Annotated in this window: 17 protein-coding genes; 15 read left to right on the top strand and 2 right to left on the bottom strand. The window is 37.2% G+C overall.

What is annotated here, in order from left to right:
• Window position 1 precedes the first annotated feature (1 nt).
• Complete coding sequence (gene fabZ, locus IGJ55_RS14450; protein ID WP_010762460.1) at window positions 2–436, top strand: 3-hydroxyacyl-ACP dehydratase FabZ; 435 nt, start codon at window positions 2–4, stop codon at window positions 434–436.
• 63 nt (window positions 437–499) lie between these two features.
• On the opposite strand, the gene IGJ55_RS14445 is transcribed toward fabZ, so the two are convergent.
• Complete coding sequence (locus IGJ55_RS14445; RefSeq protein WP_069641512.1) at window positions 500–2,176, bottom strand: PucR family transcriptional regulator; 1,677 nt, start codon at window positions 2,174–2,176, stop codon at window positions 500–502.
• Between the two features lie 170 nt (window positions 2,177–2,346).
• Here IGJ55_RS14445 and IGJ55_RS14440 point away from each other — a divergent pair, with 170 nt between their 5' ends.
• The 9 genes from IGJ55_RS14440 (at window position 2,347) to IGJ55_RS14400 (ending at window position 16,230) form a co-directional block, all read left to right on the top strand.
• The gene (locus tag IGJ55_RS14440; RefSeq protein ID WP_069641513.1) at window positions 2,347–3,264 is read left to right on the top strand and encodes a DUF2877 domain-containing protein; all 918 of its coding nucleotides are present in this window, start codon (window positions 2,347–2,349) and stop codon (window positions 3,262–3,264) included.
• A gap of 72 nt (window positions 3,265–3,336) precedes the next feature.
• A complete protein-coding gene (gene fdrA / locus IGJ55_RS14435) occupies window positions 3,337–4,887 on the top strand; it encodes an acyl-CoA synthetase FdrA (RefSeq protein ID WP_069641514.1) in 1,551 nt (516 codons plus the stop codon).
• Window positions 4,884–6,308 (top strand): DUF1116 domain-containing protein, encoded by a 1,425-nt coding sequence (locus tag IGJ55_RS14430; RefSeq protein WP_069641515.1) that lies wholly within the window; start codon window positions 4,884–4,886, stop codon window positions 6,306–6,308. The genes fdrA and IGJ55_RS14430 overlap by 4 nt, the downstream gene beginning before the upstream one ends.
• Before the next feature lie 21 nt (window positions 6,309–6,329).
• Window positions 6,330–7,472, top strand: a complete 1,143-nt coding sequence (locus IGJ55_RS14425) for an ankyrin repeat domain-containing protein (RefSeq protein WP_069641516.1) — start codon at window positions 6,330–6,332, stop codon at window positions 7,470–7,472.
• Window positions 7,473–7,496: 24 nt separating this feature from the next.
• Window positions 7,497–8,939, top strand: coding sequence for a cytosine permease (locus IGJ55_RS14420; protein WP_430606703.1), 1,443 nt, complete (start codon window positions 7,497–7,499; stop codon window positions 8,937–8,939).
• Window positions 8,936–9,427 carry a nucleoside deaminase gene (locus tag IGJ55_RS14415; RefSeq protein ID WP_069641518.1) on the top strand — a complete coding sequence of 164 codons (492 nt, stop codon included), beginning with the start codon at window positions 8,936–8,938 and terminating at the stop codon, window positions 9,425–9,427. The genes IGJ55_RS14420 and IGJ55_RS14415 overlap by 4 nt, the downstream gene beginning before the upstream one ends.
• A 616-nt stretch (window positions 9,428–10,043) precedes the next feature.
• A complete protein-coding gene (locus tag IGJ55_RS14410; RefSeq protein WP_430606702.1) occupies window positions 10,044–14,018 on the top strand; it encodes an MSCRAMM family protein in 3,975 nt (1,324 codons plus the stop codon).
• Window positions 14,019–14,291: 273 nt separating this feature from the next.
• The gene (gene efp / locus IGJ55_RS14405; RefSeq protein ID WP_430606701.1) at window positions 14,292–14,855 is read left to right on the top strand and encodes an elongation factor P; all 564 of its coding nucleotides are present in this window, start codon (window positions 14,292–14,294) and stop codon (window positions 14,853–14,855) included.
• Window positions 14,856–15,066: 211 nt separating this feature from the next.
• A complete protein-coding gene (locus IGJ55_RS14400) occupies window positions 15,067–16,230 on the top strand; it encodes a cation:proton antiporter (RefSeq protein WP_069641520.1) in 1,164 nt (387 codons plus the stop codon).
• 47 nt (window positions 16,231–16,277) lie between these two features.
• Here IGJ55_RS14400 and IGJ55_RS14395 read toward each other — a convergent pair whose 3' ends face one another.
• Window positions 16,278–17,747, bottom strand: coding sequence for a peptide MFS transporter (locus IGJ55_RS14395; RefSeq protein ID WP_069641521.1), 1,470 nt, complete (start codon window positions 17,745–17,747; stop codon window positions 16,278–16,280).
• Between the two features lie 198 nt (window positions 17,748–17,945).
• Here IGJ55_RS14395 and IGJ55_RS14390 point away from each other — a divergent pair, with 198 nt between their 5' ends.
• From IGJ55_RS14390 to IGJ55_RS14370, 5 genes are all read left to right on the top strand, one after another.
• Window positions 17,946–18,332 carry a YbgA family protein gene (locus IGJ55_RS14390; RefSeq protein WP_069641522.1) on the top strand — a complete coding sequence of 129 codons (387 nt, stop codon included), beginning with the start codon at window positions 17,946–17,948 and terminating at the stop codon, window positions 18,330–18,332.
• 202 nt (window positions 18,333–18,534) lie between these two features.
• Complete coding sequence (locus tag IGJ55_RS14385; protein WP_069641523.1) at window positions 18,535–19,371, top strand: ABC transporter permease; 837 nt, start codon at window positions 18,535–18,537, stop codon at window positions 19,369–19,371.
• A complete protein-coding gene (locus IGJ55_RS14380; RefSeq protein WP_207120915.1) occupies window positions 19,364–20,143 on the top strand; it encodes an ABC transporter permease in 780 nt (259 codons plus the stop codon). The genes IGJ55_RS14385 and IGJ55_RS14380 overlap by 8 nt, the downstream gene beginning before the upstream one ends.
• Before the next feature lie 55 nt (window positions 20,144–20,198).
• The gene (locus tag IGJ55_RS14375; RefSeq protein WP_069641525.1) at window positions 20,199–21,239 is read left to right on the top strand and encodes an ABC transporter ATP-binding protein; all 1,041 of its coding nucleotides are present in this window, start codon (window positions 20,199–20,201) and stop codon (window positions 21,237–21,239) included.
• A 27-nt stretch (window positions 21,240–21,266) separates the two neighbouring features.
• Window positions 21,267–22,331, top strand: coding sequence for an ABC transporter substrate-binding protein (locus IGJ55_RS14370; protein ID WP_069641526.1), 1,065 nt, complete (start codon window positions 21,267–21,269; stop codon window positions 22,329–22,331).
• The last annotated feature ends 16 nt before the right edge of the window (window positions 22,332–22,347 follow it).

Here is a 22,347-nt window from a genome sequence, read left to right as displayed (position 1 = left end):
AATGACAAGATTAATGAATGCAACAGAAATTATGGAAATGATTCCAAACCGGTACCCAATTTGCTTTATCGATTATGTAGATGAAATCATTACAGATAAAAAAATCATTGCCACAAAAAATGTAACGATCAATGAAGAATTTTTCCAAGGACACTTCCCTGGAAACCCAACAATGCCAGGCGTTTTGATTATTGAAGCCTTAGCACAAGTTGGATCGATTTTGATTTTGAAAATGGATCAATTTAAAGGTGAAACAGCGTATATCGGCGGCATCAACAAAGCAAAATTCCGCCAAAAAGTTGTTCCTGGAGATGTGTTAAAATTACACTTTGAAATCGTGAAGATCAGAGATTATGTAGGAATCGGGAAGGCAACTGCATTTGTTGAAGATAAAAAAGTTTGTGAATGTGAATTGACTTTTATTGTAGGTAGATAGTAAATTGAATAAAAAAAGGCCGAGAAGTATTTTGCTACTTCTCGGTCTTTTTTGTCAGGATGCTCAATGGTACAAATCGTACAATTTTAGCGCCAATTGTAATGCAAAGGTGTTTTTCTCCTGATCTAACTCTACAGGTAACAGCCCTTTGATTTTTTCAATTCGATAAAGCAACGTATTTCGATGGATAAACAAGGCTCTGGAAGTCGTAGCGATGTTTAAATGATGTGCTAAATAAGCTTTTAATGTCGGGGTAAAGCTAGTTTTATTTTCCTTGTCATAAGTCAATAGAGTGTTTAAATAATGAGTGTAGAATTTTTGTCCTTGATCCTTTGAAATCGAATCAACTAAAAAAGAATCAAAGTAAAAATCATTGAAAAAATAAATTTTTTCTTCTTTTGAGTCATCCTCAAGTAGCTGGATGACTTTTTTTGCTTCTTCAAAACTTTGAGATAACTCTAGAATTGGTAAAGTTGAACCAATAGTGCAGAAAATTTCTCGTTCAGACGGTCCTTGTTGTTCCAAATACATCCGGATTCGTTCTGCTGTATCGGATAGTTCATTATGTGTTTTTAAGGTACTTGAATTAGGGTCAGTTCCTAAAAGCATGACCAACTGATTTTTCCGACTGAATAAATGGAGATGGGGAAATCGATTCGCTGTATAGCTTGTCAATGAGGACAATAAGCTTTTCATTAAGCGATCCTCAGCCTGCTTTTTTTTCATTAGAGAGTCTGTTTGTATACCGAATGTCTGAATGGATAGAATCAAAACTGTATAATTCAAGAGTGGATCGATTGCTGTATCATAGGCTGCTAAGGTATCAAGATCTTTGATTTGACCAGATAATAATTGATCGAAAAAATCACGGCGAATACGATTTTCTGTCCGTTCAATTTCAAACAACCGCATTTGCTCTAGCGCAAAGGCCATCGAGCCATTTTCTAAAGCAACGTAGTCAAGATCGGTCAGTGGTCGTTCAATTTGATAGACCAGAATAAAACCATAATGAATCGTATCGAAGTAAACGGGCATGATTACACAGGGATACTCTTTATCTGCAAAAAAAAGTGAGCGGGTAATTGGTTTTTGGATGCGCTCAAAATTTGTTGGTAAGTCATTAAAGGTCTGAAGGGGAAATGTAAAAGTATGCTCAATTGTTTTAATCGTTTCTTGGATCAAAGGCTGTTTATGATCACTGACAGCAGTGACTGACCAATCCGTATCAACTAACACAACAGGATTTTGAACCATATTTGCTAACTCCGCTGCAATTTTTTTCATTCCACCGCCATGTAATGAAATCTCAAAGAATTGTGAATGAATATCCAAAGAAGCTTGATTTCGCTCGTCCATCCGACCAGAAATTTCCGCCATGACAATATTCATGATTTTTGAAAAGGCGACCCCATAGGGAATTTCGATGATAGGTAAGGCTAATTCATCGGCTAAATCACGCATAGATTTTGGAATACCTTTTAAATAAATATGTGGTTTGATGCAAATCGCGGAGCAATTGATTTCTTTAAAACGCTGAATAAATTGCTTTTGAATTTCGGTGTTCTCGCTAAAAAAATAGCCTGAAGTAATCAGCAATTCCCCGGCAGACAACCAATCAGAAGCATCTGGATTGTCTAAAATGTTGATGCCTGTAATTTTATTATCAAGTCCATTTGCTCCAGCGACTAATTGGAATTTTTTAAACGGAGCAAGCTGTAAAAAATGTTCAACTGTTAACATGCTACACCATCTTTCTCATACATGATTTCGTTCCTTTAACTATACGGTAATTAGTTAAAGTATACAACTCGGAAAGGAAATATTCAGCTATTTTATCTGTATTTGAAAAGGTTTTCTTGGTGTAAATTTTAGAGTGTAAAGAAGTTTCAGCGAATAAGGGAGTGAGAACGATGCATACATACCAATCCCTGTCAGGAACACAAAAATTCTTGGATGAGATTCAAAAAAAACAATGGAGAGGGGAAATTCATAGTACGTTTAAGCGAACGATCAACATCATTTGTACAGAAGGAGAATTATACACGATAGCGGCAGCGGAATTGGACAATGCGCCTAATACCCTAAGAGTTGCTGATTTTTTTGATAGGCGCTCCCTACTAGTTGAGAAGACACCTGTTTTTTCTCAAGATGGCCACTTAGTGATTGGAAAAATTGCAGCAATTGAAATCCAGAGTGCGCATATATGGCAGTATCCAAAAATCGAGTTTCCGCCAAAACAGGAGTATGTAAAAATCAAGGAACGAATTAAACAGATCAATAGTTGGCTGTCCCAGTTAGAAAGCAAGGGTGGTTATTTATTAAACACCACTCAAGCTACGACATACGAGAAAATGATCCATACGATGCTTTGGAAGGAGTCAGAGCAGTTATTGATTTATTTGAAGGCAAAACAATTATTTCAAGCAATGAAGCAGTTGTATCGAGTGATTGGTCTAGGACCGGGTTTAACGCCATCAGGTGATGATTTTTTGGTTGGATTGGCACTCATATTCACAACGGTAGATTATCCTTATCACTCATTCAGTCAGTGGCTAATTAATAGTCGCAATGAATTAAAAAAAAGGACCAACACTATTAGTTTCTCAACTTTAGATTGGGCGATACAAGGTGAGTCCAGAGAACGGATCGCTTCATTTTTAAATGAATTATTTTATGGAAAAGAAGAAGAGCGTTTAAAAGAAAAAATGCTAGCCGTATTAAGGATAGGTTCAACGTCTGGCGGTGATATGTTAACGGGAATGATAGCTGGTTTGGAATTGACTTTAGCATTGATTTCAGACACAGAAAATGAAAAGAATGGCTATTAAAGTACAAAGTGAAATGTCGTTTTATTCGAGTTGTATAAACCTGTTTAGCGTTGAAATAAAGGAGGAAATTTCATGACAATCAGTATCAAAATTCAACCGAATACCTACATTGATTCAGTTTCATTAATGGCTTTATCGACCAAAGCGAATCAGTTAGTAGGTGTTGAGCAAGCAATTATTGCAATGGCCACTGAAATGAATAAGGAAGTAATGAAAAATGTTGGCTTGTTCACTGAAGAAATCGAAAAAGCACAAACGAGTGATTTAATTATTGCTTTAGAGGCAACTGATGAGCAGGATTCGGCTAACTTAATCGAAAAGATCGAAACATTGATGACAGAAAAAAAAGAAAAGGGGAATAACCAAACGACGGAACGTTATACTACGATTGAAACTGCTAAAAAAGCGATCCCTGAAGCGAACATGACTGTTATTTCGGTAAATGGTCAGTATGCAGCTCGAGAAGCTAGAAAGGCTCTGAATAATGACTTACACGTAATGATGTTTAGCGATAATGTCAGCGTAGAAGAAGAAATTCAGTTAAAAGAGTTTGCCCATGAAAAAGGCTTACTAATGATGGGGCCAGATTGTGGAACGGCAATCATCAATAATGTGGGGTTATGTTTTGCGAATAAAGTTCGTAAAGGAAGCATTGGCATTATAGGGGCTTCAGGAACGGGTAGTCAGGAAATCAGCGTTCGGATTCATGAATTTGGAGAAGGAGTTTCTCAATTAATCGGGACAGGTGGTAGAGATTTAAGTGAGGCTGTTGGTGGGAAAATGATGCTAGACGCCATTGATGCACTTGAAGCTGATGCAGACACGAAAGTCATTGTTTTAATTTCTAAACCACCGGCAAAAACAGTTGAAGAAAAAATTCTTGCTCGCGTAAGGAAAACTGAAAAACCAGTAGTTATCTGGTTCATTGGCAGTGATGCACGGGCAAATGAAGAGGGCATTTATTTTGAAAAAATGTCGAAAGCTGCTGCTTTAAAAGCTGTTACGCTGGCTGGAATCGATCAAGATAGTTTAAATATTCATCCTTTAAACATACCTTTGATCGATGAGGTTCGAGGGAAATTAACACTAGATCAGCAATATATTCGTGGATTATTTACAGGTGGAACGTTATGTGATGAAGCAATGTTCACCGCTAAAGAATATTTTTCTGATGTTTATAGTAATATAGCGACAGACCAAGAACATTTATTACATTTTGGTGATGCTAGTAAAAAGCATACCTTCATTGATTTTGGAGCAGATGAATTTACCAATGGTAAACCTCATCCAATGATCGACCCGTCGAATCGAATTGCTCGTTTTATAGAAGAAGCAGAAGATCCAACAGTTGGGGTAATTCTAATGGATTTTGTATTGGGATATGGCGCTCATCCGGATCCAGTTGGTGTAATGGTACCGGTTATGCAAGCAGCCAAAGAAAAAGCTACTGCAAAAGGACGGCATTTGGAAATCATCGGGTACGTCTTAGGGACGGATCTAGATAAACAAAATATTGATGAACAAGTCGAAAAATTAACAGCAATCGGCGCAACTTATGCCAGTAGCAGTCAAAATGCTGGGCTGCTTGCTAGAGAATTTGTCGTGAAAGGAGTAGGAAAATGAGTAAAATCAGTGAATTTTTCAAAGAACAACCAGTTATTATCGATCTTGGAATTGAATCATTTCAAGAAGAACTAATAGAACAACAGGTACAAGCAACCTATTTAAATTGGGCACCACCAGGACGAGGCAAAGCCAATATCTTAGCTGCTTTAGAAAAAATAGAAACACCAGAAAACTTAGAAAAAATTCGGAAAGCCAATGAAGAAGCCGTTCACCGAATCATTTCGTCTCAAGTTTCATTGATTGGCTATGATCAGGCGATCAATGTGGTTCCAGGGATGACTAAAAAGACAATTTTACATGCGGGACCACCGATTACTTGGGCTAAAATGAACGGTCCGATGAAAGGAGCGGTCAAAGGTGCTTTAGTTTTCGAAGGCTTAGCAAAAGATTTAGAAGAGGCCGAACGAGTGGGTACCTCAGGTGAAATTATCTTTTCTCCCTGCCATGAACACCAATGTGTTGGCTCAATGGCAGGGGTAACGTCAGCTTCAATGTATGTGCATATCGTGGAAAATAAAACGTATGGGAACTTAGCCTTTACTAACTTAAGTGAACAAATGTCTAAGATTTTACGGATGGGTGCAAATGATGAAAGCGTGATTGAGCGGCTGATTTGGATGCGGGATGTTTTTGGTCCGATTTTGCGAGATGCCATGGAATTATGTAAAGAGGGTATTGATTTGAAATATATGCTAGCTCAATCGCTGCATATGGGTGATGAATGTCACAATCGAAATAATGCGGGGACAACACTATTGATCCAAGCATTAACACCATACATTATTCAAACCGATCATTCGACTGCCGAAATGAAGGAAGTCTTTGATTTTGTTGCGAGCAGCGATTATTTTTCAGGACCGACTTGGATGGCAATGTGTAAAGCTGCCTTAGATTCAGCTGTAGGGATTCCTTATAGTACAGTTGTGACGACAATGGCTAGAAACGGTACTGAATTTGGTATTCATATTAGCGGGATTGAAGGGAATCCTTGGTTTGTCGGACCTTCACAAAAAGTGATTGGACCAATGTTTGCTGGCTATAAACCAGAAGATGCTGGACTTGATATAGGCGATAGTGCGATTACTGAAACATATGGAATTGGTGGTTTTGCAATGGCAGCAGCCCCTGCAATCGTTGCGCTTGTCGGGGGAACTATCGAAGACGCCTTACGTTTTTCAATGGAGATGCAAGGAATCACGACCGCGGAAAACCCTAATATTACGATTCCTACTTTAGACTTTATGGGCATTCCATCGGGAATCGATAGCTTGAAAGTCATCCAAACAAACACTTTGCCGATCATCAATACTGCTATTGCTCATAAAGAAGCTGGAATCGGTATGATCGGTGCAGGGATTACACATCCACCGATGGAAGCTTTTGAAAAAGCAATCGTGGCTTTTAGCCAACAACTATAAAAAGTAGAAAGGAGTAAAGCGATGGACACAATAGAAACAAATCAATCATTACTACAAGCAGTGGAGAAAAGTGAAAAAAAACAAGTTTTGGAGTTGCTAAACGAAGGCTTGGATGTCTCTTTGACTGATGAAACAGGCCGCTCGCTTTTGATGTTGGCAGTCCAACAGAATGATCTTTCAATGGTCAAAACATTATTAGCTTTTGGAGCAGATGTGAATCAGCGGGACAATACACAGCTAACGCCGTTTATCTGCGCTGCTGCGAACGGATTTGATGAAATCGTTCGTGAGATTCTTAAAACAGGAACCGCTGATTTAGCTTTAGTCAATCGTTTTGGCGGAACCGCTCTTTTACCCTCCAGTGAAAAAGGCTATTTAAAAACGGTTCAGCTATGTTTGACTGCAGGAGTACCAGTCAATCATGTGAATCGCCTAGGCTGGTCAGCTTTATTAGAGGCGGTGATTTTAGGCAACAACGGTTTTTTGTATCAGGATGTGATTCGAGAACTCGTTCAGCATCAGGCAGACAGTACTCAAGTTGACGCTACTGGTAAAAATACTCGTGATTATGCACGTGAAGCTGGACACGATGAGCTGATTACCATTCTAGATAAACAAGAAGTCCTAGAAGAAAGTTTTACTAAAATCAGAAGCTATTTACGTCACGATGAGCTGACAAAAGCGCTAAAAGTATTGAAAACGTTAGACCAAACAAATTTAACCGTTCTGTATTATTTGGGTTATACGTATCAACGAGCAAAAGACTACCCTAAAGCGCTTGAGTATTATAAAAAAGGTTGGTCAAAAGACGAGCAATTTGCTTTTTATGTAGGAAATAGTTATCGTATGATGGGTGCGACAGAACAAGCATTACAAGTATATGATCAAGCAATAGCAACGGATCAAAGCTTCTTTTACCGCTATCATAAATCTAATTTTTTAAGAGAATTAGGGCGACATGAAGAAGCTGTCCAACTAATGGATAACTTACTAGCTGACTACCCTGAACGAGTTGATTTTTATTTTCATAAGGCCAATAGTCTACGTAGTTTGAACCGACATCAAGAAGCCATTCAAGCAATGGAAAGAGCAGTTCAAATCGATCCAGAAAATCCATTATTTTCAGAACACCTTGCTCAATCACTTCAGTTAGTAAAAAACTAAGGAAATGTATTGGAGGAAAAGACAATGGAATCAGTAGAAAAACAAACAATTGTCACGGTCCCTACTTACTCAGCTGAATTATTACCCAAAACAGGAGCAGATAAAAATTGGGGGATCTTTCATTATATGACATTATGGATGGGCGCTGTTCATAATATTTTGTCGTATATGACTGTAGCTGGCTTCTTTTTATTAGGGTTAAATACAAAACAAGTTTTGTCAGCGGTGATGCTATCGGCCTTGATCGTTTCGCTTTTCTATGTATTGAATGGCGTAGCATCGGCTAAATGTGGCTTACCATTTCCAATGTTGTTGCGCGCGTTTTTTGGCGTAAAGGGTGCGATCATTCCTTCGTTATGTCGGGGCTTGATTGCAGGAGTTGTGTTCTTTGGCACTCAAAGTGTTGTCAGTGCACAATCTTTAGATGTCTTGTTTAGTCGGATTTTTCCTAACTACATGAATATCGGTGGTGGGATGACGATTTTAGGAATGGCTGCACCTACGATGCTGAGTTATTTGCTTGTTTGGTGTGTGACGGTTGCGTTGTTTTTAGGTGGAACAAAAGTCTTGGATAAATTTGGTAACTGGTCTTCACCGATCGTGTATGTTTTTATTGTTGGTGCTGCTGTGTGGACGATACAAATTGCTGGTGGCTTTGGTCCGATCTTAGCTTATTCACCAGCGAATGCTACAACAAGTCCGATTGTTTTTATTGCTTGTGTCAGTGCTTTGGTCTCAAACTGGGCAGGCCCAATTGTAAATATTGGTGATTTTACTCAAAAAGCGAAAACACCAAAAGCGATGATTATCGGTTTGCCATTAGGCTTTATTCTCTCTTATATATTGTTTGCGATAACCTGTGTTGGGTTGATTGCGGGGACACAAATTGCATTTGGAGAACCGATTTTCAATATTGTCAATGCCTTTGATAAGATCGAAAATACGTTTGCGGTCTTTGTCTTGATCTTAGCCTTGAATATGGGGGCGCTTGCTTTCGTCGTTTTTGGGAATCTATTCCCAGCAGGATTGCAAATGTCATCCTTATTTCCTAAAGTACTTGATGTGAAAAAAGCGGGCGTTCTGACTGCGATAATTGGCACGATGATTTTACCTTGGAAATTAGTAGAAAATGCTGCGACATTATTTTATTTTTATAGTTTTATCGGTTCGATGTTTGGCCCTATTACAGGGATCATGTTGGCTAGTTTTTATGTTGAACATAAGCAAACCATTAATTTAGAGACGATTTATGTTGAAGAAGGAGATCTGGGGGAGTTTAAATCGGGCTATAATAAGGTGGCGATGATTACTTTAGCGATTAGTTTTGTGATTACGATGTCGGGTGCATTTTTACAATCAGTACCATTTTTGAAAACGATCAATGATTTTGCTTTCTTTTCAGGATTGATCTTTTCGTTTGTTACGTACAGCATTCTTAGTAAAGTGGTGAAAGGAGAAAAAATATGAACTATATGAAAATGGCAGCGGCGGCTACAGTTGCTGGAATGAAAAAAAACGATGGCGGGCCTTTTGGCGCAACCTTAGTTAGAAATGGTGAAGTGATTGTTTCAGTCAGTAATACAATGATGAAAGATACCGATCCGTCTGCACATGCAGAAATGGTTGCTGTCAGAGAAGCTTGTAAAAGGTTGGATACGATGGATCTGTCAGATTGTGAAATCTATGCAACATGTGAACCCTGTCCGATGTGTGTTGGGGCTATTTTATGGGCAGGAATTAAAACGGTTTATTATTCGAATACTAGGAACGATGCTGCAAAACATGGCTTTTCAGATATGCATTTGCGAAACTATTTAGATGGCTCGGATCAAGCGCCATTGACAATGGTTCATACAGGTAGTTGTCCAGAGTGTGATGCACTGTGGGAGACGTTTGACCAGCTTAATTCTGGTAAGACAGAGAATGTTGGCGAGAGCGGAAGCAGATCGTCATAGCGCTTGGTGGTAAGGCTAGTTTGAAAAGTGATCCCATAGCGCGCGAGCTTAACAAAAGGCATTCAAAACACAGCTGACACACTGATTATTTTACTAGGTGCGGCAACTGTTTTTGTCAACTATAGTCAACCCAATCATAAAAGGTTAGAAACAGTTAGGATCGCAGAAATAAAACAACATATTGATGAAGAATAAGTTGCTCCTGGCAGTATGCTTCAAAAGGTAGAAGCAACAGTTGAATTTGCCAAAATGAAGCCAACGAATAAAGCTGGGACCACGTTGTTGGACATTCTAAAGCAATTTATAGTTGTACAAAAAAATTTAAACTTCGTTAGTGATTCTTAGAGTGGAGCCTGTCTCCACTCTTTTCTTATGAGCATCCAATTCTATGACTTTAAATAATAAACAGAAAATCTAATAAAAAAGGAATGGAACGATTAGTAAACAAGAAATCTTTTTTATTGTTCATAGTTGTTTTAGTCAGCGGAAGCTAAACAAATAGAACAAAAGCTAAAGTAAGCTTTGCCTTTTTTTATGGTTATGAGTAAAATAAAAATAACTTTATAAAACCTTTTTATGATATAATGTTTTTAAAACTGGAAAAAGGAGAGGCTTTATGAAGAAAAAAATAATAAGAATGTTGGTTCTATTACTTGTGTTGGTTCAAGTAATAGATGTAATTGGTATGTTTAGGTACTTAACTATCGCATATGCTGAAGAAACGGTTACTGATACAGTGGCGGAAGAAGTTAGTAGAAATGAGGAGAAACCGGAAGAACTAGCTACATCGATAGAAACGAAAGAAGACATCGATGCATCTGAGCTTTTGGAAAAACCAACGCTAGATGTTCCAGAAAAAAAATTATTTGCTAGTGATGAGAATCAACCAATAGCAGATGATCGAAATGAAGAAGGCCTTGTAAGAGTTAGTGAAAATGAAGAGATTCTGAAAAATCAAAATTACGAATTAACAACAGATTTTTATCCTCAGTTAGATAACGCTGATGGAACACCTAAATTAGATTATCTGGTAGGCGAAGAAATTATCTTGTACTCTAAACTAGAAATTTCCAGTGGCTATTTTCCATCTAAGCAAGTGAAATTTAGAGTGACATTAGCCAAAAAATATTTTCAGTATTTTGGAGTCGTTTCAGGTGGGCTAACCTTTCCAGTAAACAGCGAGCTTTCAGAAGATAGCGAGAATATTTATTTAGATATTACTATAGATGATGTTAAAACAGGCATAAATTTAGCTATCCCTTTCAGAGTGAAGTTTCTTTCTAATCAGCTGTATTATGGAACTAAAGTCCCGATTACTCAAACGCTTTACGATCATAATGGGGAAGTATTAACAGAAAATTCTCTTGATTTAAAAGCGATAACGACGAATAGAATGATTAGTTTTAGTTATGGATCGTTATCTCAAAAGGTACCTAATGAATATGTTAACCAGGACAAATTAATTAGCTCAGATTTTATTGATGAAGTATCATATAGTATCTTGAGAGATAAATATACTGATATAGGAGCTTCCTTAGTTGAATTCAAGTTAACAGAAAACGTCATATTTAAGAAGGAAGACAATGATTCGGCATGGACATATGATGCTGTAAACCATTCAATTAGCGGGGAGTTTAAGTCTAATATTTATACAAGTGGTGTATTTAAAGTCAGATATAAAAATGTTTATACGGAAACATCAGATTACCCTGTCCAATTCACCGGCAGTGTCAATGTACTGAACGAGCAAGGCGAAATTGAAACAAACTTGGAAAAAACTAGTTCAGTTCAACAAAGAAAATTTTTTTCACAAGGCGTTGGTGCCACTACTAATAAATGGATGAGATGGAAGAATTCTGATTCTGGATATTATATAAAAGAAAATGAAGATAAGGAACTAACTGGCTGGATACGAGCCAATCACAACGGAGAAAAAGGTGAAATTTTTTTAAATAAAATAGAAGATGTACCGACAAAAGTAAACGGCTCTTCTCCGTTTACTCTTAAGGAAGTTTGGTTGAGTACTGTTGGCAATCTGGCAAACACAGATAAAAATAAAGTATATGGTATCACTGTAGCAGGGGAAAAAACGTTAATTGCTGAGAATATAGGAGCTACAGCTTTTAGCATAAAAGACCCACAGCCTTTTGTATCGTTTTATATTGAATTTGACAAGGCGGTGGAATTAACCAGCTCAACTGATCAAGTTACATTAAATTTTTCTGTTAAAAGAAGTTCGGAGTATTGGAAATATTTAAGTGAAAATTTATCAACAGGGGATCACAGGGCATTTAATGATGGAAACATTTACTATACTGACAAGGATGAGAATGTGAGCAAAAGTACTTCAATGGGTTATATTGATACTTTGAAGCCTGTCAATAAAATAGGCTTTGTAGACTTTTTAAATAAGTCAACCATGTTTCTTGGTGAACAATTTGAGATGACAATGTTTGCTAGTGTATCAAGCCCTACAAACCCTACTCTAATAAAACCTAAACTCTATGTCATACTTCCAAGAGGGCTAGAGCTAGTAGACTTTTTTTATGATACAGATAGTGTAACGTATACTGAAAAGAAAAATTTTAAGAATAGTGGAAAGACAGCAATCGTCATCGAACCAAAGACAGAGTTGAAATTAAAGGATTTTCAAAAGATATTTGTTCCAAATAAGACAAAGCTATCCTTGCGGTTCAATAATGCTGCTAATTATGGTAATCAATCAATTGAATCCTATTTGACTTATGAGAATAATGGAGATGAAGGAATAGAGATGAGTAAGAATGGGTTTTATAACCCATCTGAGTTGGATCCTTATCAAATTATTAGTGAAGACACCGAAAAAAAAGAGTTATTAGCCTGTTCACAACCTATTAGTCTGATTCCGCCAAGTAGTGTGTTTGTAGATACAGCTGCATCAGTCAATGAACAACAAGAGTTCGTTCACGGCAAAACAGACGCTGTTGATCAAGGAGATCAGTTTAAACAAAAGATATCTGTCCTAAATTACAGTAATAAAGCTGTTCCTAGTTTAACTGGAATAAACATTTTACCTCATGCGGGGGACTTAAGCACAGTAGCAAACGAAGAGGGAAAATATATTCCGAGAGGCTCAGATTTAGGGTATCTATTAGATGGAGAAGTAGAAGGACCAGATGGCTATACGGTTTATTATTCATACGATAAACCATCACATCTGATGGCGGAAAATAAGAATAAAAAATGGCAACAACAAGGCTCAAAAATTGACTATAATAAAGTCACGATGATTAAAATCGAGTTAACAAATGGCTTGTTAGAAAAAAATCAAGAGGTCGATTTTACTTTTCCAGTCAAAGTACCAATCAATAAGTCAATTAAGCATAATGATAAAATGGTTAATACCTTTACGGTAACGACGAATGATACCAACTGGATTGAATCAAGAGGGTCAGAAATTCCGGTAACAGCCTATTCGGTCAAAGGTTCAGTTTATCGAGACAAAAATAAAAATAGTCAAAAAGATTCAGATGAACCCTTTTTGGTAGGATACGAAGTAGAGTTGGAACAAGAGGAAGCAACAGAACTAATTGCGAAACAATTGACAAATAGTCGAGGAGAATATGATTTTTCACCTGTTCCTGCTAGAGGGGACTACACTGTTCGAATCAAAACTAAAGAAGGAGATGTCATCTCTGAATACTTACAGAGCAGCGAAGAGATAGTAGCAACAGACGTAAAACTTGATCCAGCAAATAATCAAGAGGGGATCGCAGCAGTCACTTTAGCACCAGAAGCTATTTCTCATACGATCAACATCGGTATTTATTCTGATCTTCCTATTTTAGGAACGGTGGAATTAACCAAAATAGATAGTGTAACAAAACAGGTGTTAGCTGGAGCTAACTTCCGTTTTGAGCAAGTCGATGGTGCAATAATCGAAGCTGACATAACAACAGATGCAAAAGGTAAAATACGTCTAGAAAATGTACCATTAGGAGAGTATCAACTTGTAGAAACGGCTGCTCCGTTTGGATATGAGCTAGATTCAACACCAATTAGAGTTGAACTGCTAGATGAAGCGATAGTAAAACTAACGAAAGAAAATACGCCGATTCTTGTTCCTCCTAGCCTTCTTGGTTCCGCAGAGCTGATGAAAATAGATGGTGTAACAAAAGAAGCTTTATCTGGGGCTGTGTTCCAATTAGAAAGAGCAGATGGGCTCGTCGTCCAAAAAGAGTTAGTTACCAATACAGAAGGGAAAATAATAGTAACAGATTTACCATTAGGAAACTACCAGTTTGTAGAGACTGCCGCACCAACTGATTATAAACTAGACGTTGAACCTGTTTCATTTGAAGTGACAACAGCTAGAACCACAGTTCAAGTCACAAAAGAAAATGTTAAAAAATCTGAATCAATCCTCCAACTTTCAACAATGAAGCAACAAGGAAATGATACAGGGAATAAAACAAGATTGCTACCAGCTACAGGGGAACAAGCATTAACCAAGCTTATCAACCTAGGATATGTTCTCTTATTTTTACTTTTACTATGGATGTTCTCGAAAAAAGTTCACGGAGAGTACTATAACGATAAATTGAACTACTAATTTACACATTAAAACCAAAAATAATCTCAAGAGTGAGGACTTGTCTTCGCTCTTTTTTTGCAAGTTTAGATTCTATAGTTATTTTACTTCAAAAAATTGAAGCTAAACAGCGTATTCTCTAGAATATCCGCTAGTAATCTGCTACAATGATTGAGAAGAATTTTTTAAGAAGAGTCTCTATCCTAAGGAGCTTAGCAACCTAGGCATAGCGACACTACACTAACGTTTCGATTAACCTATTGATCGAACCTTAAAGAAAGAGGAGAAAATAACATGATAGCAGTAAGTGATCTTAAAGCAGGTATGACTTTTGAACAAGATGGTAAATTGATCCGCGTAATGGATGCGAGCCACCACAAACCTGGTAAAGGAAATACCGTTATGCGTATGAAATTGAAAGATGTTCGGACAGGCACGACAACAGATACAACAATGCGTCCTGATGATAAAGTGAAAAAAGCGTTTATTGAAAATAAACCAGTACAATACCTATACAGCCAAGATGATACAGCGAATTTCATGGATTTAGAAACATATGAACAATACGAAATCCCAACTTCTGTAATCGAAGAAGAACTAAACTATCTTTTAGAAAATATGGAAGTAAAAATCCAATTTTACGGATCAGAAGTCATCGGTATCACTTTACCAACGACAGTTGTCTTAAAAGTAAAAGAAACACAACCTTCGATCAAAGGTGCAACGGTTTCTGGTTCAGGGAAACCAGCTATTATGGAGACAGGTTTAGTAGTCAATGTTCCTGATTTTATCGAAGCAGATGAATCATTAGAAATCAATACACAAGAAGGTACGTACTTAAAACGTGCATCAAAATAATTGTATGAAAGAGGTTGGGACAGGAGTATTTAATTCCGAAGGGATTGCTTCTGCTCCCACCGTTTATACGGATTCCATGTGAGCGGGATATGACTCAAAGAGTTATGTCCCACTCACTTTTTCTATGGAATCAGTAAACTTTTCGGACCTACTAAATGAGCTGACTATGGTACAATAAGTTGTATGTTTTTTAGCAGAAAGGGAGAGGAAAATGGGTTTTTTATTAACATTGTGCCTAGTTTTATTATTTACAAAACTTGCAGGACATTTTTGTAACCGAGTGGGGATTCCTTCGGTAATTGGAGAATTATTAGTCGGTATTTTGATTGGGCCAGCATTATTAGGATGGATCAAACCGGATGAATTTATGCATTATTTTTCTGAAATCGGTGTGATTATTTTAATGTTTATTGCTGGTTTGGAAAGTGATTTAGAATTATTGAAAAAGTATTGGCGACCTGCCTTAGCTGTGGCGCTTTTAGGTATTGTCTTTCCTGCGGCAATGGGTTTTGGTGTGGGAGAAGCCTTTCAATTTTCAGTGCAGAACTCTATATTTTTAGGTGTCCTGTTTAGTGCTACGTCTGTCAGTATTTCGGTTCAAGTATTAAAGGACCTAAAAAAAATAGATACAGAAGAGGGGGCTACGATCCTTGGGGCAGCTGTGGTCGATGATATCGTGGTTGTTTTGATTTTAGGTATTATGCTGAGCTTGATGAATCGTTCGTCACCAGGACAAAACTTGCCGATGTGGGAAGTTTTACTATTGAAAGTCTTTTTCTTTATTGTGATATTTGCAGCGAGTAAATGGTTGGTACCGTGGTTATTGAACCTAAGCAAAAAATTAATTGCGATTGAAGCTGTTTCAGCATTCTCTTTAGTGATTTGTTTAGGCTTTGCTTATTTTGCAGAAATGTTGGATATGGGTGCGATCATTGGTGCCTTTTTTGCAGGTGTCGCAATTGCTCAAACCGACTATCGCAAAAAAGTTGATGAAAAATTAGAGCCGATCGGATATGCGGTTTTTATTCCAATGTTTTTTGTTTCAATCGGATTAAATATGACGTTTGTCGGTATTTCAAAACATTTTCTCTTTATCCTTGTTTTGACAGCTGTAGCCGTGTTATCAAAATTGCTAGGTGGAGCATTAGGTGCTAGAGCCACTGGCTTTAAAGGGATTTCTACATTGATCATTGGTTCGGGTATGGTTTCTAGAGGAGAAATGGCCTTGATTATTGCCCAAGTAGGCTTGACCTCAAGCTTTCTTTCAGAAGAATACTATTCTTCTGTAATCATTGTTATTATTGCGACGACGATCATCGCACCATTACTTTTAAAAGGAACGATCATGAAACAAGAAAAACAACTGAAATACTAAGATAAAAAGAGTTTCGACTGACATACATCAGCTGAAACTCTTTTCATTTAATGAATCGACCCCATCAATTTTTTGATTGGTTTTTTACTAAGAATTAATAAAATACCCGCAATCACAGCAACAATGCCGACAATTCCAAAATAAGCCGATTCTGTTTGCGGCGTATAAAAACGTGCAATTTGTGCGTTGATTGCTTGTGAGGCAGCATCGGCTAAAAGCCAAATAGCAACGGTTTGTGACTCAAAAGCTTTAGGTGCAAGCTTTGTTGTGATCGACAGACCAACAGGGGAAATACACATTTCTCCAACAATCATAATGAAAAAGCTAAAGAATAGCCATAAGGGGCTGACTTTTGTATCCGTACCATAAAGTAAACCAGGCAACATCAAAAGAACAAAAGAAAGACCAGCGAAAACTAAACCTAATGAAAATTTGACTACAGTTGAAGGCTGTTTAGTACCAAGCTTAGTCCACAAAGTAACGAATATAGGTGTTAAGACAACCACAAAAATCGGATTCAATGATTGGAACCAACTAGGTGCAATCGAAAAACCAAATAAGGTATCATGGGTTCTTTCGCTTGCAAATAATGCTAAAATAGAAGAGCCTTGTTCTTCTAATGACCAAAATACGATTCCAGCTAGAAATAAGGGAATATACCCAAGAACTCTTGGCTTTTCTTCGGCTGTTACATTTTTAGAGGTCAACATTTTGATAAAATAATAAACTGGCAGTAAAATACCTAATATACTGACACTATTGATGAAAAATGCAATGGTCAACTGTCCCATAATAAAGGCGCCACCAAATATAACAATGATAAACACAAGCGCAATCAATAGAGAACGAACGAATTTTTTACGTTCCTCTGTTCCGATTGGATTTGTTGGGGTCAAACCAATACCCGATAATGATTTTTTTCCTTGCAAATAATACTGCAGCAAACCGAAAAACATCCCGAAGGCAGCCACAGAAAAACCAACGTGATAATTATACGTTTGACCTAATGTGCCGACAATGAAAGGCGCTAGTAAGGCACCAATGTTGATTCCCATATAAAAAATAGAGAAACCAGCATCACGACGTGTATCTGTTTTGGAATAAAGATGACCAACCATGCCAGAAACATTTGGTTTTAACATTCCTGTCCCGATCACGATCAAGAGAATAGAAAGAAATAAAGCAGAAATGCCAAAGGGCGTCGCCAAGACAATATGACCGACCATAATGAATACACCGCCAAAGAACACGGTCTTTCTAGCACCTAATACACGATCTGAAATCCAACCGCCAATAATGCTGGACATAAAAACCAATGATCCATAAATCGACATGATCGCCAAAGCTGTTTCTTTGGGCAAACCTAATCCGCCGTTTGCGACAGTATCATAGATATAATAGAGTAGAATCGCCCGCATACCATAATAACTAAATCTTTCCCACATCTCAGTAAAGAAGAGTGTAGACAATCCTTTTGGCTGACCCAAGAATGATTTGTCTAGCTGCTGCTCGTCCATAAAAAATAACCTCAATTCTTTTTAATATTCAGAAAATTTGTTTAACCTAGAATTTCTGAAAATAAATATATACAGTACATTTTAAACGCTTTATCTTTTAACTGTCATAAAGATTCATGATTAGGCTATAAGAAAAAAAGAGTTTTTATTCATTTAATTTTAATTTTCGGCATAAAAGCAAAAGAAAGGAAGAATTTTTTGGAAAAACAAACAAAGCGACAACAAGAATGGGCAGCGCTTAAATATTTAATATTATCAAAATCACAACAAGATTATCGGTCGATTCGTAAATTGTTTAGTGAGCAGGGCTGGGATGATAAAAAGGAGCAGCAGTTTCGTAGCTATCTTCAGCACGCATTAGCCGAGGAACCAAAAAAAGGCAATAGCTTAAATGCTTATCAACACATCTGGGGTTATTTTAAGCATAAAGCAAATGACAACGAACGGAAAAAATACGAAGAGCTGCTGGATAGTTTCTCCTTGGCTCAGAACAAATTAGGCCCTTTTTTAAAAGAGCTAACGCTAAAATATGAAGAACCCTATCTTCGACAATCAAAATTGCTTTTTCCTGAAGAAGAAAAATAACTCAACAGTAACAAGAGAGATTGAAATAACGATTTTTAACTTTAAGTTCGTTATAAAAAAATAATCTCTCTTTTTTTTATGGTTAATCACTGATTGTTCATTAGTAAACGAACGTTTATAGAATAAAATGAAAAAACATATTGAATTTGATTTAGAAAATGAGTATACTGAATCAGTGGAAAGACGAACGAGGAGTGTGTACATGAACAAGAATGTTCCGTATTTTATTGTGGCACCAGGAATGATTTTATTACTATTTTTCTTAATGATTCCTTTGATTACAAGTATCATGCCAACTATTTTTTCAGATCAAGGGGTAACGTTTAGCAACTACCTCGAATTTTTTAAAGATGAATATAATTTATCGATCTTTTGGCGCACGATCAGAGTTTCGTTGATCGTTACCTTTATTTCAATTGTTTTGGGTATCCCTACAGCGTATTATATTGCAGGTGTTGGGAAAAAATGGCGAGGAATTTTAATGGCGATGACGTTATTTCCGCTGTTGACGAACTCGGTCATTCGTAGTTTTGCTTGGATCAACATTCTAGGTAAAACAGGTGTAATCAATACATTGTTATTAAATATAGGCGTGATCGATCAGCCGATGAATTTACTTTATACAGAATTTGCTATTATTATCGGCTCTGTCTATCTTTTTTTACCAACGATGATCATGACGCTTGTGGGTGTGATGGAAAATATCGAAGGAGAAATGCTAGAAGCCGCAGAAACATTAGGAGCAAGTCCCTTTACGGCTTTTAGAAAAGTAGTTTTGCCGCTTTCTATTCCCGGAACGATCGTTGGGAGCGTCTTAGTTTTTACAGGAACGTTGACTGCCTATACAACACCACAATTATTAGGTGGGAATCAAAAAATGATGATGTCGACCTTTTTATATCAGAAAGCCAATACGTTAGGCGATTGGCAAGCAGCAAGTGTTTTAGCCTTGATCATGATCGTTGTGACCTTGATCGTGATGAAAGGATTAGATGTAGTAGCTAAAAAAGTTGATAGGAGAGAAGCAAATAATGCGTAAACAAAAAGGAATGACGCTGATTGCGATCCTAGTATTTTTATTTCTATTTTTACCACTTTGCCTGATCGTTGTGACGTCATTTGGGACAGCTGCAGCAATTCAGTTTCCCATCAAAGGTTTTACTTTAGACTGGTATGCCAAAGCATTACAGTCAGATACATTTATGAGCAGCTTCAAATTAAGTTTAGGGATTGGCGTACTGGCGACCGCTTTAGCATTAGTAGTTGGGATTCCCGCTTCTTATGCCCTTGCTCGCTATTCAGTTAAAGGGAGAAATTTTATTAAAAGCTTCTTTTTATCTCCAACAGTGATTCCTGGAATCGTTGTTGGGTATACATTATTTCAATATATTGTGATCAAATTAGGGTTGCCGATTTTTCAAGGATTATTGATCGGTCATTTCTTGATCAGTTTACCGTATATTATTCGAGTTGTTGGTTCCAGCATGGAGCAATTGGATTATTCAATGGAGGAAGTAGCCTGGACATTAGGGTGCACGAAAATTCGTGCGTTTATCCGAATTGTATTACCGAATGTTTCTTCAGGGATTTTTGCAGCGTTTATGTTGGCATTTGTAAATTCGTTTAACAATGTTCCGGTTTCAATGTTTTTATCAGGACCGGGAGTGACGATGTTGCCGACTTCGCTACTTAGTTATATGGAATATAATTACGATCCAACTGTTTCAGCGATTTCAGTAATGTTGATGTTATTGACGATGGGCTTGATGTTTTTGATTGAAAAGACCTTGGGCTTAGCTTCAATAGCCTAAATAGCAAAGAAACGAGCTTGGACTTTGAACTTATAGGTAGAAAGAGGAGAAAATTTTGACTTTTGTTGATTTAAAGAAAATACGTGTCAGCTATGATGGCAAACAAGATATATTAAAAGATTTGAGTATTTCAATGGAAAAAGGCGAGTTAGTATCACTACTAGGGCCTAGTGGTTGTGGAAAAACAACAACATTACGAGTGATCGCCGGACTGATCAAACCAAATGATGGCACGTTTAAGCTTGAAGAGGATGATTTGACTAAAGTACCTGTGCATAAACGAAATTTTGGTATGGTTTTTCAAAGCTATGCTTTATTTCCTCACTTAACAATTGCTGAAAATGTTGGGTTTGGGCTGAAACTAAGAAAAGAATCAAAAGCGAGCATTAATGAAAAAGTCGCAAAAATGTTAGAAGTCTGCGGTTTGGAAAATCTTGGAGAGCGTTATCCTAAACAACTTTCAGGCGGACAAAGACAGCGTGTGGCTTTAGCACGTGCATTGATCATTGAACCTAAATTATTGTTGCTTGATGAACCTTTGAGTAATTTGGATGCCAAATTAAGAGTAGCTATGCGCATCGAGATCAAACGAATACAGCAACAATTAGGGATAACCACAGTATTTGTGACCCATGACCAAGAAGAATGTTTCTCTATCTCTGATAAAGTCGCTATCATGAATAATGGCGTGATCGAACAATATGACTCACCAGAAAAAATCTACCGTTTACCAAAAACAAAGTTTGTAGCACAATTTATCGGGTTTGAAAACTTTTTTTCAATACGTAAAACGGGTGCGGGGCAATATACTGCTGAAAATGGCCAACAATTCCAAACAACAAATCCACAGCCAGAAGCAACTGAAACCGTAGCGACCATTCGTCCAGAAGACATTGAGCTTGTAAAAGAGACATTACCTGATTCTATCGAAGGTTCTGTTATTGTGAGAACGTTCTTAGGAAAAAGCTATCAATATGAAGTAACAACGCCACTCGGAAAATTACTGGTCAACGGAACCAGTGAACAAATCTATGAAACTGGAGATACAGTCAATCTCGTTTTTCCAGCAGATAAATTAGTTGTTTTAGAAAAATAAACGATAGATGAAGGGGATTTAAACAAAATGAAAAAGAAATTAATGATCGGTGTTTTAGCAACAGCTACTTTATTAATGGCAGCATGCGGTAACAGCGAGGCCAATACAAAAGAAGAGAACAACAGTGGCAATAATACCTTAGTCGTTTCAACCTTTGGCTTAAGTGAAGATATTGTCAAAAAAGACATCATTGCTCCTTTTGAAAAAGCAAACGATGCAAAAGTTACATTAGAAGTTGGCAATAGTGCAGATCGCTACACAAAATTATTGAATAATCCAAATGCTGGAATTGATGTGATCGAGCTAGCCCAAGCCAATGCGACTCAAGGAAATAAAGAAGACTTATTTGAAAAAATAACTGAAAAAGATGTACCGAATATCAAAGAGTTGACGACAGGTGCCAAAGAAGTATACGAAAGCGGTGCAGGGATTCCAATTGCGGTTAATAGTATCGGTATTGTCTATAACAAAGAGAAACTTGGGAAAGAAATCACTAGCTGGGACGATCTATGGTCCTCAGACCTGAAAGGGAAAATCTCTGTACCAGATATCTCTACAACAGCTGGACCATTGATGTTATACATTGCGAGTGATCATGCTGGCAAAGATATCACGTCTGATAAAGGGGAAGCTGCTTTTACCGCAATGAAAGACTTAAAACCGAATGTTGTCAAGACGTATTCAAAATCATCGGATCTAGCAAATATGTTTCAATCTGGGGAAATCGAAGTTGCAGTTGTAGCGGATTTTGCAGTTGATATTATTCAAGGTGCATCTGAAGACGCAACCTATGTTGTTCCTGAAAGTGGTACTTATGCAAATTATAATACAATCAATGTACCAAAAAATTCTAAAAATAAAGAGCTAGCATATACATTTGTTAACGATCGTATTAGCGAAGCATCACAAAAAACAAAAGCAATTTCATTGAATGAAGGACCAACAAATAGCAACGTCACGCTTGATGAAGAACAAGCCGGAAATAAAACATATGGTCAAGTCGCAGATCGTGCCAAAACAGTTGATTTCTCCTTTATCAATGATAATTTATCAAGCTGGGTCGATCAGTGGAACCGCACAATGAATCAATAAACAATAAGAAGGGCGA

This window comes from Enterococcus sp. AZ170 (assembly GCF_050545135.1).
GTDB lineage: Bacteria > Bacillota > Bacilli > Lactobacillales > Enterococcaceae > Enterococcus_L > Enterococcus_L ureilyticus.
The sequence above is the reverse complement of the archived record's forward strand: the minus strand, read 5'-3'. Positions and strand labels throughout refer to the sequence as shown.